At 51.0% G+C, this 13,573-nt stretch carries 9 protein-coding genes; 2 read left to right on the forward strand and 7 right to left on the reverse strand.

What is annotated here, in order from left to right:
* Window positions 1-24 precede the first annotated feature (24 nt).
* Both HNQ57_RS08705 and HNQ57_RS08710 read right to left on the reverse strand, forming a co-directional pair.
* Window positions 25-2,574, reverse strand: coding sequence for a TonB-dependent receptor (locus HNQ57_RS08705; RefSeq protein WP_184462331.1), 2,550 nt, complete (start codon window positions 2,572-2,574; stop codon window positions 25-27).
* Between the two features lie 63 nt (window positions 2,575-2,637).
* Window positions 2,638-3,804: an alkane 1-monooxygenase gene (locus HNQ57_RS08710; RefSeq protein WP_184462332.1), complete on the reverse strand. Its 1,167-nt coding sequence runs from the start codon at window positions 3,802-3,804 to the stop codon at window positions 2,638-2,640.
* A gap of 202 nt (window positions 3,805-4,006) precedes the next feature.
* Between HNQ57_RS08710 and HNQ57_RS08715 the strand changes: the two genes are divergently transcribed.
* Both HNQ57_RS08715 and HNQ57_RS08720 read left to right on the forward strand, forming a co-directional pair.
* The gene (locus HNQ57_RS08715) at window positions 4,007-4,609 is read left to right on the forward strand and encodes a TetR family transcriptional regulator (protein WP_184462333.1); all 603 of its coding nucleotides are present in this window, start codon (window positions 4,007-4,009) and stop codon (window positions 4,607-4,609) included.
* 84 nt (window positions 4,610-4,693) lie between these two features.
* A complete protein-coding gene (locus HNQ57_RS08720; RefSeq protein WP_221301630.1) occupies window positions 4,694-5,482 on the forward strand; it encodes a crotonase/enoyl-CoA hydratase family protein in 789 nt (262 codons plus the stop codon).
* Between the two features lie 109 nt (window positions 5,483-5,591).
* On the opposite strand, the gene fusA is transcribed toward HNQ57_RS08720, so the two are convergent.
* The 5 genes from fusA to HNQ57_RS08745 form a co-directional block, all read right to left on the reverse strand.
* On the reverse strand, window positions 5,592-7,682 hold the full coding sequence (gene fusA / locus HNQ57_RS08725) for an elongation factor G (RefSeq protein WP_184462334.1): 2,091 nt from the start codon (window positions 7,680-7,682) through the stop codon (window positions 5,592-5,594).
* Window positions 7,683-7,793: 111 nt separating this feature from the next.
* Complete coding sequence (gene lpxD, locus HNQ57_RS08730) at window positions 7,794-8,849, reverse strand: UDP-3-O-(3-hydroxymyristoyl)glucosamine N-acyltransferase (RefSeq protein ID WP_184462335.1); 1,056 nt, start codon at window positions 8,847-8,849, stop codon at window positions 7,794-7,796.
* Window positions 8,850-9,112: 263 nt separating this feature from the next.
* Window positions 9,113-10,543 (reverse strand): LVIVD repeat-containing protein, encoded by a 1,431-nt coding sequence (locus HNQ57_RS08735; RefSeq protein ID WP_184462336.1) that lies wholly within the window; start codon window positions 10,541-10,543, stop codon window positions 9,113-9,115.
* Between the two features lie 52 nt (window positions 10,544-10,595).
* The gene (locus tag HNQ57_RS08740) at window positions 10,596-11,258 is read right to left on the reverse strand and encodes a DUF305 domain-containing protein (protein WP_184462337.1); all 663 of its coding nucleotides are present in this window, start codon (window positions 11,256-11,258) and stop codon (window positions 10,596-10,598) included.
* 197 nt (window positions 11,259-11,455) lie between these two features.
* Complete coding sequence (locus HNQ57_RS08745) at window positions 11,456-13,486, reverse strand: beta-propeller domain-containing protein (RefSeq protein WP_184462338.1); 2,031 nt, start codon at window positions 13,484-13,486, stop codon at window positions 11,456-11,458.
* Window positions 13,487-13,573: the final 87 nt, after the last annotated feature.

A 13,573-nucleotide genomic window follows, 5' to 3' on the forward strand; every position in this document is an offset into this window, starting at 1 on the left:
TCAAAACCGGCAAGCATCTGATCTTTACCAGCGATATGAGGCTTGTAGCGCAAAGGTTCGCGGGGGATTGGTGAAACCGTGGTGGGTGGTGGTACCCGCGATGACTTTTTTGGCGACCGGCGTGTCAATTGCGTAAAGAATGATGAGCTCATCCGTCAAGTTTTTACCCAGCAGTGCCACTTCCCACACCCCGTCACTAGACGATACTGAAATACGCCCGTTGAATTGAACAAACGCGTCTTGTTTTACCCGGTCATCCAAGTTTGGCGAAGGATGATACTCGTCGCTGAAAATAGCATCTAGGTTGGCGCGCAGTACCAGTGATTTACCTAAATCGCGCTCGTAACCCAGCAGCACGTTGCCGGAGTAATCCGCGGCATACTGGTTGGTTTTACCGCTGTAGTCGCAGTTGATGCCGTTGGCGTTGTCGGGAATTTGATCTTGAATGCAGGTGCCGAATTTATGATCCTGAAACTCAAAATCCAAAAACGCGAGTCCTGCACCAAGAATAATGTGCTCGCTTAAGGCAATCCGGCCATCGAACTCGACACCCTGGGTGACTGCGCCCGCCGCATTGCCCACGTTGAAGCCGAGAGTTCCGTCAAATACGCTTACCTGTAAATTGTCGAATTGGGTGTAAAAGAGGGCTGAATTCAATTCCGCAATACCGTCGAATAAACTGGTTTTTAAACCAAATTCGTAGGAGGTTGCGCGCTCTTCTTCAAATTCAAAACTACCAATTAACACCCTCGGATTAGGGATGGTCGCCGTAGGATTCGTTGCGGTGGGCTCAGCGCTGGGCGAGGAGTTTGACCTGGCATCGTAACCGCCCGATTTAAAGCCACGTCGCGCAGAAAAATAAGCCATGGCGGCGTCGTTGATATCCCATTGTAAATTGAGCAATGGCGCAAACTGTGACTCGGTGCGTTTACCCGCGAGATCGTGCCGCTCTGCCGCAAAAGTGACTGCCGCCGCCGTGTCGGTTTCACCAATAGGGAGCACGGAACCGCCGGGCAAGCCGAATTCAAGTCTGCGACTGCCGCTCTTTTTCTCAAAGGTATAGCGACCACCCAAGGTTAAGCGCCAGCTGTCACTCATGATCCAGGTACCTTGGACGAAGGTGGATGCAATGATTGAGTCGCTTTTGAAATCCCGTGGCGAGCGGATATCGATCAAGGAGTTACCCGCGTCACCGATGCCAAGTAATTCAAACCCCGTGTTGCCATTGGCGCCCGGGTCGATGTCACCGCGACCGCCAGCCTCTAGAATATCGGCAGCGTTTATCAGCTGCGGGATGAGGGTTGAGGGGAGCACAATCGAGTCGAAGAAATAGACATCGTTATATTGAAAATAGGCGCCAGCAATCAGGTCGAAATTTTCGCCAGGGGCTGATATCCAACGGAATTCCTGGCTAAATTGCTCGTACTCTTCTTCCATAACCACTTGAAACAGCGGTGCGCCGGTAAAATCGCAGTCGCATTCTTCGTCATATTGGTAAGCCATATACGAGGTGATCGAGGTAAAGGTATCGCCGTCGGCATACTTGTTCAGATTCAATGTGATGTTTTGGGTATCGTTATTACTGAAGTCGCCATTGGAGTGGCGTTTGCGATCCGCCTTAACATCAAGTACCGAATCGTCGGCCTGCATATTCAGAATCGAGCCGTTATCTTGCAGCTGTATTAAATTGCGAATACCGGCGGGCAGGGACCCGAGCAAACCGCCAACCGCACCTAAATCTGGGAATACGGTGTCGTTTAAAATTTCGCCGTAAGTGCGGCCGGTGAATAAGAAGATGTCGGAGTCGGAAGGGTAGTCGCTAATAATTTCTGACTGGCGGCCAATGACATCAAAACTACCAAGCTCAAATTTCAGCATGGCATCGGCGTCATTGCCAATATCCCAGCCCAGCTTTAGGCGATAGGTCGCTTCATCGCGCTGCGCCTCGTCGCGATTTAGTATTTGGTTTTCTACGAAGCCATCGGTGTGGCGCTGACGCATTGAGAAGCGTGCATTGAGCTTGTCGTTTAGGGGGCCAGAGGCGACAAAGTCGATAACCTGCTCGTTTAGCTCGGGCTCAAAAGTACCTTGCACGTAAAATTCAGTTTCATCGCTTGGCGACGCGGTGCTGATGTTAATTGCCCCAGCAATACTGTTTTTACCGAGTAAAATGTTTTGCGGTCCGCGCAGCACTTCAACCCGCTCTAAGTCCAGAAAGGGGGCCCGGGCAAGTTGCGCGCGGCCATAATAAATACCATCCACATACATGCCGACGGATTGTTCAAAGCCTTGGTTTTCCCCAGAGCCGATGCCGCGAATATAGATATCGGTGCCGATACTTGATTCGGTCATGGTGAAATTAGGCACGTAGGCTTGTAGGTCTTCAATTTTAGACAAGCCAGCTTCCATCATTTTAGCGCCGCTAATAGCACTGACAGAAACGGGCACATCTTGCAGACTTTGCTCGCGGAGCTGGGCCGTAACCACCACTTCTTCGAGCTGAGCGGCTGTGCTGCTTGCGCTGTGCATTGCTGCAGCAGATATCGCAATTATACCAATTTTGTTTTTTATCATTTTAGTACACCTCGGTCAGGGCGGTTACCCCGTAATATTCCACGTTATTGGTTTTATGCTTGTTCATGCACTGACGCCGTTCTGGCTTGATGTGAAGTACATCTTTAATTTCTCGGCCTTGCTTGGGTGCACATTGGCTTTGGCAAACTCGCCTCGGTGGTGCGCTACAACACGGGGATCCATAACTTTGAACCACAGGGGTGGGAAGTAGGCGAGCATCATCATTGAAGCGTAACCCGATGGTAGCTGGGGGCTGTCTGAGAAATGACGCAAGGCTTGGAATGCGCGATTCGGGTGAGCGTGATGGTCGGAGTGACGTTGTAGTTGGTAGAGCACCAAGTTGGTAACAATGTGATTGCTGTTCCATGAGTGCTTCGGCAGGCAGCGTTCATAACGACCGTTGGCATCTTTCTCTCGCAAGAGGCCGTAGTGCTCAACGTAGTTTATAACTTCGAGTAAAGACGAACCGAGTGCGGCCTGTACAACAAGAAAGGCAAGGGCTGGCCAGCCTAATACTGCGGTGCAGCCACCGAATAGTATGAGCGTCATAGCCCAAGCTTGTAAAACATCGTTACGCCAATGCCAAAAGCCGAGCCCTTTGCGATCGAGTCGCTGGCGTTCAATTTCGCAGGCCGAGCGCAGGCTGCCAATTACCGTGCGGGGTAGAAAACGCCAAAAGCTTTCCCCCATTTTTGAGCTCGCAGGATCTTCTGGTGTGGCTACTCGGCGGTGATGGCCAAAATTATGCTCTACATAGAAATGGCCATAGGCAACCGGGGCGAGTGCAAGTTTGGCAAGAAACTGACTTAGCGCATCGCGCTTGTGGCCTAATTCATGGCCGGTGTTAATACCAATGCCATTTACATAGGCGCAGCTGAATAAACCGGCGATGATGCCTAGTGCGCCTAGCTCGGTGGCGGCGAACCACACCGTAATCAATGTGCCCGCATACTGTAGCGGGATGTAGGCGTAAACAATGTATTTGTAGTAGTTGTCGGCTTCGAGTTGGCTAACCGCTGACTCTGGTGGGTTAGAGCGATCTGTTCCGATCAGATAATCTAATGCCGGAATGATGAAATACACAATAACAGGCGCTAACCACCAGCCCCATATTTGTCCGGTCTGGACGTAAATCAGTGCGCCAAAGATTGGAAGGAGTGGTACCAGTAAGCCGAGTGACCAAAGGTAACGTTTTGGGTCTTGCCAATGTGCTTCGCCGGATGAGTTCATTTATTATTGCCTTCCGCTATATTAACATGTGTAAAGTTGTACTTTAAAAGCTAACTTAACAAGTGTCAATATAGGATTTCTATTAAGGTATACTGTGCTCAGTATTTGCCGATTTATCAGGGACTTGTCCTAGGATCACTGTTTCACACATAATGTCGGCCGAGAGTTAGTGTCGAGTAAATATCATGCAGACGGGGAAGGTATGAGCGCAGTTAAGCCGAAGCAGAGCCGCAAAGGAAATCGAGAGAAATTAATGAATGCAGCTCTAGAGCTCCTCGCAGAAGACCAAAGCGGTTTGGCGGGAATAAGCTTGCGTAGAATTACCAAGGCTTGCGGCCTAAGTCCGCCAGCATTTTATGGCCATTTTACGTCCATGGAAGAGCTTGGTCTGGCGCTGGTAAACGACGTTGGCAGCACCTTAAGGGCTTTGTTGAAAGAGGTGCGTGACGCTGACACAGAATCTGCCGTTGTCACCGCGTCGGTACAGGCAGCCTTTGCTTATATTAGGGGTAACGAGGCCTTATTTATTCTCATTGCGCGGGAGCGGGCAGGTAGTTCGGCCTTGATTCGCGGTGCCATTCGTAACGAGGTCCGACAAATCGTCGAAGAGATGGCCAGCGATTTTCATGAGCGCGGCCTCTTTGAGCGGTTTAGCTTGCCAGAAAAGCGCGCCGCCGTAGCAGCGATCGTTTCCCTAGGTTTGAGCCTAATTCCAGATTTGCTCGATGTGTCTCGAGAATCATCTGCCGAGGGCGATGCAATTTTGGCGCAGTTTGAGTATCAGGTGCAGTTTATTTTGTCGTGATGGCATTTTATGGCATTCGCGCTACTATCTTTGAAGATTAGTATTTCGAATCTACTCGCCATATAAATTATTCACGGAGATGAAATGACGCCCATAAACAAAGTAATTATAGAAGAGCGTGGCCAAGTGCTTTTGATCGGCCTTAATCGGCCAGAGAAATACAACGCCTTTGATCATGATACTTGGCATGAGGTCGCGCGAGCCTACAAGCTTCTCGAGTCGAGCAGTAACTTACATTGCGGCCTTGTTTATGCAAATGGCAAGCATTTCACCGCAGGTTTAGATTTACCGGAATGGACTGACGTCTTTTCTTCGGGCGAATGGCCAGCGATTCCCCCTGATGAGTGCGACCCTCTGGGATTGCGCCCCGAGCATCGTTGCCGTAAACCGATTGTCATGGCAATACACGGCATTTGTTACACCATTGGGATTGAGCTTGCCCTGGGTGCCGAGGTGCGTATTTGTGGGCGAGGAACTCGCTTTGGGCAGATTGAAGTTAGGCGAGGAATCATGGCCTGCGGCGGCGCCACCGTTAGAATGGTTCAAGAGTTTGGCTACGCCAATGCCCAGCGCTACTTGCTTACTGGTGATGAATTTGATGCCGAAACCGCGCTTAGAATAGGTATGGTGCAGGAAGTAGTTGATGACGATAAGGTGTTTGATGCCGGCTTGTCGCTGGCGAAAAATATTGCGGCTCAAGCGCCTCTGGCGGTACAGGCCAGTCTTGACTCGTCGCGCAATTATTTATTGAATGGTCTCGATGAGTGCGCAGATCTGGTTGCTCGAGAGGTGCCGTTAATGCAAAGTGAGGATGCCGCCGAAGGTGTGGCGTCGTTCAAAGAGCGGCGTCAGGCGGTATTCAAAGGTCGCTGAGCGCAGCGCGGGGCGCTGTGATGTTCCCTGTAACGAAATAAAAATGCACCGTTCATAAAAAAGCCCTGTCAGTTTGCACTGACAGGGCTTTTTTTACGGCAGGCTAAAATTACTTAGCAGCAGCGGCTTTCTTTTCTTTCTCTTTGGCAATAACTGTTTCAGCTACGTTAGCTGGGCAAGCAGCGTAGTGAGAGAACTCCATTGAGAACTGACCGCGACCAGAGGTCATGGTACGCAAGGTGCTGATATAGCCAAACATTTCTGAAAGCGGTACGTCAGATTTAATACGCACACCAGTAACGTTGGCTTCTTGACCAGAAATCATGCCGCGACGACGGTTAAGGTCACCGATAACATCACCTACGTGATCTTCTGGGCTGTAAACGTCTACCTTCATCACCGGCTCAAGCAGCTGTGGGCCGGCTTTGGGCATAGACTGGCGGAAAGCGCCTTTTGCCGCGATTTCAAACGCGATTGCCGAGGAGTCAACTGCGTGGAAACCACCGTCTACTAGCGTTACTTCAACGTCGAGTACGGGGAAACCTGCCAGAGGACCAACACCCATCATTGAGCGGAAACCTTTCTCGATTGCGGGGAAGAATTCCTTAGGAACGTTACCGCCAACAACTTTCGAGGTGAAGGTGAAGCCAGTGTTGGCTTCGCCCGGTTTAACGATGTAGTCAATCTTACCGTACTGACCAGAACCACCAGACTGCTTCTTGTGCGTGTAGCTGTCTTCGATTTCTTTGGTGATGGTTTCACGGTAGGCAACCTGTGGCTGGCCTACAGTTAAATCAACGCCGTACGTACGCTTAAGGATGTCGACTTTAATGTCGAGGTGCAATTCGCCCATACCTTTAAGGATGGTTTCACCTGAGTCGATATCGGTTTCAACGCGGAATGTAGGATCTTCTGCAACCATTTTACCGATCGCAATACCCATTTTCTCGGTTGAGCCTTTGTCTTTTGGCGTAACAGAGATCGAGATAACGGGCTCTGGGAATACCATGGCTTCAAGTGTACATGGGTGCTTAGGATCACACAGGGTGTGACCAGTTTGCACGTTCTTCATGCCCACGATTGCGATGATGTCACCGGCTTGCGCGCTGCTCAATTCGTTGCGCTCATCGGCTTGCATTTCAACCATACGGCCAACGCGTTCTGATTTACCGGTAAAGGAGTTAAGGATGGTGTCACCCTTGTTCAGCTTACCAGAGTAGATGCGTACGAAAGTCAGGGCGCCAAAACGGTCATCCATGATTTTGAACGCAAGTGCGCGGAAGGGCTCATCGGCAGAGACGATTGCGTATTTGCCGTTGGCGTTGCCTTCTTCGTCAGTTAACGGCTGTGGGTTAACTTCAGTTGGGGTTGGCAAGTATTCAACAACCGCGTCAAGTAATAGCTGCATGCCTTTGTTTTTGAATGCAGAGCCGCAGTAAGTTGGGAAGAACGCCAATTCCAGCGTACCCTTACGGATACAGCGCTTAACGTCTTCGTCTGAAGGCATTTCGCCTTCCATGTACGCCATTAACAGGTCGTCGTCTACTTCAAGTGCAGTTTCAACCAATTGCTCACGGTACATCTCGACGTCGTCAACCATGTCGGCTGGCACATCAATGACATCATAATTTTCAGGCTGACCAGTTTCGTCCCATACATAGGCTTTACGGCTCAGCAGGTCAACAACGCCAGAAAACTGATCTTCACGACCGATTGGCAGCGTCATGATTAATGGGTTGGCACCCAGTACTTTTTTGACTTGATCGGTAACGCGAATGAAGTCAGCGCCGATACGGTCGAGTTTGTTAACGAAAATCAGGCGCGATACTTTAGAGTCGTTCGCGTAGCGCCAGTTGGTTTCAGACTGGGGCTCAACACCGCCAGAACCGCAGAATACGCCGATACCGCCGTCAAGAACTTTCAGTGAGCGATAAACTTCTACGGTGAAGTCAACGTGTCCCGGTGTGTCGATAACGTTGAAGCGGTGGCCTTTCCAGAAGCAACTTACCGCTGCCGACTGGATGGTAATACCGCGCTCAGCTTCCTGTTCCATAAAGTCGGTAGTTGATTCACCTTCGTGAACCTCACCCAATTTATGAATTTTACCCGTCAGCTTAAGGATACGCTCGGTGGTGGTGGTTTTACCGGCATCGACGTGGGCGAAAATACCAATATTTCTGTAAAGGGATAAATCAGTCATGGCGCTCTCTGTAAGCTGGGTTGAAAATAGGGCGCTAATATACAGGATATTGAGCGGGTTTGCCCCTATAAATGAGTTTGTCTAAATTATTTAGGTGAAATTAGACGAGTTTTAACGCTCGTCAGTTTGATTTTGGGCCATTAGGGCCTGTAATTGCTTTTCTAACTGCCGAATCCGGCTCGACATATCGTCGAGCTGGGTGTAGCGCACGGAGTTTCTGCGCCATTTTTTAACGTCTTGCTGCGGTGGTGCTGAAGCAAAAACGCCTGGCTCGGTATTGCCCTTGGTGACAATAGTGCCACCGTGAAAATGGGTGTTATTAGCAATCGTAATATGACCATTGATGGCCACGGCGCCCGCTACTGTACAGCCTTCACCAAGGGTCGCGCTACCGGCGATACCGACGCAGCCAGCAATGGCTGAGCCTTTACCGATTTTAACGTTGTGGGCGATGTGAACGAGGTTGTCGATGATGACGTTATCGCCGATGACGGTGTCGCCAAGCGCGCCACGGTCTATCGAGCAATTTGAGCCAATTTCAACATTGTCGCCGATGACAACGGCGCCAAGCTGGTGAATTTTTTCCCAGCCGCCGCGCACCGGCGCAAAACCAAAACCATCTGAACCAAGAACGGTGCCGCTGTGAACAATGCAGTTTTTACCTAGCGCAACGCCGTGGTAAATGACGGCGTTTGGATGAATCAGCGTATTGTCACCAATGCTGGCACGATCACCAACAACGACGCCCGGATACAGCTTGGCGCCTGCGCCAATGGTGGCGTTTTCACCAATCACGCAATTGGCGCCAATCGCAGCACTGGCGTCAATCTTGGCGCTGGCCGCAATCACGGCCGAGGGGTGTGCACCTGAAGCCAACACAGATAAGGATTCAAAGAGGGCTGAAACTTTTGCATACGCCAAATAGGTGTTTTTAACGATGAGTTTATTACCGCTGTATTTGTCGGCAAAGTCACAGCTTAAAATGACGGCGCCAGATTTACACTGGGCAAGATATTGGGCGTAGGACTCTTGATTGATAAACGATAGCTCGGCGCTGTTTGCTGTTTGTAAGTCTGCTATGCCGGAAATGATGTGGTTTGCATCACCCACGAGTTCGGCGTCGAGATACTCTGCCAATTCTGCCAAGCTTTTTTTAATATTGCCCATGATTCTCTCGCTGTCGGTATACAGTTTGTGGGTTTTTAAGATGGGTCGAATACAGGAGTGAAAGCCGAAATTGCAGTGACAAACCGCTCAAAATTTGGGCAATTCTTCCGCTGGGTAAAAGGCTTACCAAGGCGTCGACATCGTGAGGCACTATTGTAAACACTGAGATCGCTTTTACATTGATTTTTTTAGGGAAAATTTGCTGTGGCCATGTACTAAGAACACCGCTCTCGTCCTGAGCGGTGCTTTCTCCTTGCGGTGGCTTACCACACTCCATTCGTGACACGAATCGCATAGAAGCCGCTGTAGCCATCGGTATACCAAATTTCTTTGCGCTCAGGGACAAAAGCAGGACGGGACATCGCCCAGTTACTGGCTGGCGCGGGTACGGTGAGGACCCGAGGTTGAACGGGGGCATTGTAATACGCAATTTCTTTCGGCTTTTCTGGGTTGCGAATATCAAATATCCGTAGACCAGAAAGAATCATGCTGCAAGCGGCGATGTCGGGGTTGACTCGGCTTGGCACTGAACAGTAGTGCCCAGCATAACCACCGGTGGGGTTAAAGGCGCCGGGATCGTTGGCAATGGTGTCGCGATTTTCAGGCTCGTGTACCGCTAAGCGTAGATCAGATACGACCCGTGGTTGAGTCTCATCAGTAATATCAATAATACGGCCTGCGCCGACAAATTTGCCGTGGGAGGTGACTGAGGCGTTGTTGCCGGGCTCGTTGCTTGAGTATTCGTCAATTTCCAGCAGGTAGGCTTTGCCATTGCGGGTAAAGGGCATGGCATTTTGGGGGATGGTTTGATTGTCCCACGAGATCTGAGCAATTTCGTACACTTGGGGGCTGGCTTTGCGCGCTTGGATTTCTGAGACATCTAAAATTAATACCCCGAAGCCATTGCCCGATGCGAGATAGGCGCGGTTGCCGTCATCACTTAGTGATAAACCATGAGAAGTGTAGTTGCCGGTCCATAGATGCTTGGGGAGGGCTGGATCTGAAATATCCACTGCCGTCAGGGTTGGCGTTCCCGGTGACGATGAGTAAAAGGTCTTGCCGTCGGGCGCCATACCGCTTTCATGGCCTAGCACGCCAAGCGGTGCAGATGATTTTAAGACTGGGTTGCGGCAGTCTTCCGAAACGTCATAAACATCGACTATACCAGGGTAAAAAGCGGGGTTGCCCATTACCGCAGCAAGAATACCTGCCTGCTGCGACACCACCACAGACTCGTGGGGAGAGAGCATCGCCGGTGTTACCAGGCGCGCCGTCATAAGTGGGTTCGTCGGGTCGCTCATGTCCAGCACGTTTACGCCAGCATTCATATCAAGCAAATTGCTTGGAAAAAGCAGAGTGCTATCGTAATAAGCGCATTCGCGGCCGGTTTTGTCGACATAGCGCTCGACCTTAAAACCGCCAACGGTGCCTACTGCATTGGCGGTAAAATACGATCCCGCTAGCTCTGTGTTACAGCTAAAGCCAAGTTCGGCAAGGCCGGCGTCATGATCGGCCTGGGACACGCGGCCCTGCATGCCGGTTTCGGGGCGAGAGCCGGGGCCGCATTCGGCGCGGGGTGTACTCGGCCCGTCGACAAGCGGTGCTTGAGTAGGTGCGGAGCTATTGTTTGAATTGCAGGCTAAAAGCCCGCTTGCAGCTATGAGTATTAGACTTATATAAATACTGCGTTTCATGATTAAGATCCTCATCGTACTTAGCGAATATAGTGGCAAAATTGTGGCCGGTTTAGTCTGTTGCCGGCGCAGAAATCGCGGCAAGTATTGTTTGTATCTGGTGGATTTCTTGCGATTGATCTAGGGTCATTTGTGCCGCAATTTTGCGAACGACGGCCAGTTTGGCTTGCGACGCTGCAAATTGCGCCATGGGTATGCCGCCCTGGTGATGGTTTAGCATTAAACGTAAAAATAACGCGTCTCTTGCCCGGCCGTCTAAGCGTTGCAACTGCATAAGTTCTTCACTGCTCGCTATTCCCGGCATGCCGGCCGCAGATTTACCACAGGCAATTAAGTATTGATTGAGTTGCTCGTCTAAAGGCTGCTTGCCAAGCAACATCCAGGTCATTTCTTGTGTAGGCGGCAGAAGTGCTTGATTCCAGAGCCGAAGCCAACCTTGCATTTGGCCCAGCTCAAGCATTTGCTTGCTCGCAATTGACTGCGCCAATGCGGCCAAACCCGTGGGGCGGCCGTCTAATAATAATTGCGCGATGGCGATAGCTTGGCGGTGATGAAAACTCATTGACTGGCTGAAGCCGATATCAATTTCACTGGGTTGTAATACCTTGAGCTGCGTCCGGGCGTGCTGCAATTCCCGATATTGGACGCCCGCAGCAAGACCAAAGGTCAGCGCAAGTGCGAGGCCAATGCCGTAGCTCAGTCTTCGTAGGTTCAACGTAATTCCGACATTTTAAAGTGGATGGCCTAGGGCTTATTGTTAGTGTTTTAACGTTGGCGCTAGGAATAATAGCAAATGTGAGATCTGAAAACATCGAGTTAGTTAATCTGCTGTAACTGCCGCAGGGAATGGCGTGTGTTGACGGGCGTCGCAGCGACAGCGTTCATCGCCTCCTATCCTTTATCGCGGCGCCGTCAATACGGCCCCGATTGCGTGGTGGGGTCACCCCATATTCCGCCCCACATAGCGTCTCCTGACAAGAAATAAACTGCGTTGCCGTCTAGAACGGATCTGTTTTGGCCTCCGTACCAAGTCGCATTGGGCGCTGGGCTGGCAATGATGCTGCCAACGATGTCGACACTCGCGGTGCTAGGCATGCTTTTAGCATTGATTTCTAAGAGATATAGGCGATTTTCGCTGCTATAGCTGTTGTCTGGGTTTTGATAATTGGAGTGCACTGGGACGGCCAGACGGTCGGGGCCGGTATTACTCGGCAGGTAGGTGAAGGCGTGCCGGTTATACTGGGCTTCGGAATAATTCCAGCCGCCGTCAACGCCAAGCAGCACACTATTAAGTTCTTGTGGCTGGGTGATGTCGGCGATATTAAATAGGCTCAACTTTATGCTTTGTTGTTGAGGCCCGCCGCGGCCGAGTCCTAATAATAAGTCATTGCTGACCGGGTGGAGAAAGTCTGAGACGCCGGGAATCTCGAGTTTGCCTGCAATATAGGGATCTGCCGGATCGCTGAGATCAATGATATATAAGGGGTCGATTTGTTCAAACGTAACGAAGTAGGCGCGCTCGTCGATAAAACGAACGCCATAGAGGGCCTCATTGGCTTTGCCGATTTCTTGAGGACGCCGAGCGTTTGGCAGGCTAGCCACAAGCTCCAAGGTCTTAGACTGCGAGGCTTCACCTAATATACTGAGCTGGTGGTCGCGAAGATCCTCGTTGTCATGGGTGAATACCGTGGTAACGATACGGAGCAGGCCATTGCGCTCAGACATTCTGAAATCGCTTTGCCCCGGCCCCCACAATTGGCCGGCAATGTCGGCGGAACCACGGTATTCTGGCCTGCCGAGAGTGAGTTTGAATTTATGAATACGGGTACTTTCGCCTTTGTCGCTATAACGATATTGGCTGAGGTAAAGGGCTTCTTGAGAAATATAAAGCCCGCTGCTTTCTTCGTTGAAACACACCGATTCTGCCGTGCCAGGTGAGGTGAGGGGGATTGCGGTAACGCTAGTATAAACCGGGTATGCGTAGGTCTGGTCTTGATCGTCGCGGCTAAGTAGACAGTTTTGTGGCGTAAACAGCAGTCTGGATTCGCCATTAATCGTCAACACCGGAATCAGGTCTTGAGGCTGAATTGCTGCCAATTTCTGGGCATTGGCATCGGCCTCGTTTTGATTGCTTGGGTAGTAGTAAATATTCTCGAATTGGGGGCTGTGGCGACTGATGATATAGAGGGTGTCGCCAATGCGGCGGCTGTCCACTAAACCGCCTTCAATACCAATATCCCACTTTAGCGCGGGCGCGGTGATGGTTGTGGTGTCGTAAATTTTAATACTTAAGTTCTGCTGCAGCCAACTGCCAATCCCCAGCCATTGGCGGCCATAGGGGCCGTAATATTGGGTGCTGCCAATACTGATCAGTTGCGGGCCACTAATATACAAGCCCTGCACGTATTCACCTTCTTGCAGTGGAATAGTGGCCACCTCCATCGCGCTGGCCGTATCTGGCTTGGTGCTCAGTATGCGAATGCCGCCAGATTGATCCGGCGAGGGCGGGGCAAAACTGCTGGCTTCGGCGGTAGTCGCGCGCTGGGCTATAAAACAGCAGCGGGCTTGTAATGTTGGTGCGATGTAAAGATGGTCGCCGTCGTACTTTAATACATCAAATTCGTCTACATCGGACTCAAGGGTATAGGTGGTGCTGTAGCTGCCATTGCTATCTGTAGCGCCTCCTGCCTCGGCAGCAACGGGCTGCATGGTGCTATTCTGCTGCTTATTACTGGACGTCGGGCGAATATATGCCGCGCGAAATTGACTGACAAACTCCTCATTACTGACAATGCTGCGCAGTAAACCCGCGTCATCAGAGGTTGTTGTATTCGGAGGGCTATTGGTGCTGCCGCCACCACAGGCTGATAGCGTCAGTAGCGCGAATAATAAGGCGGTTGCGCTGTTGTGCGGCCGGGGGAAGTTCAATCTTAATCTCACCATGTTCATCTCTTTATTCGCGAGAAGGATGAAAGGAGCTGCATAAAGTCTGGGCCCGCGCTGCGCTGGCTGTCAAGGAGGCTTTTCGTG

This window comes from Zhongshania antarctica, from assembly GCF_014202945.1.
In the GTDB taxonomy this organism is placed as follows: Bacteria; Pseudomonadota; Gammaproteobacteria; order Pseudomonadales; family Spongiibacteraceae; genus Spongiibacter; species Spongiibacter antarcticus.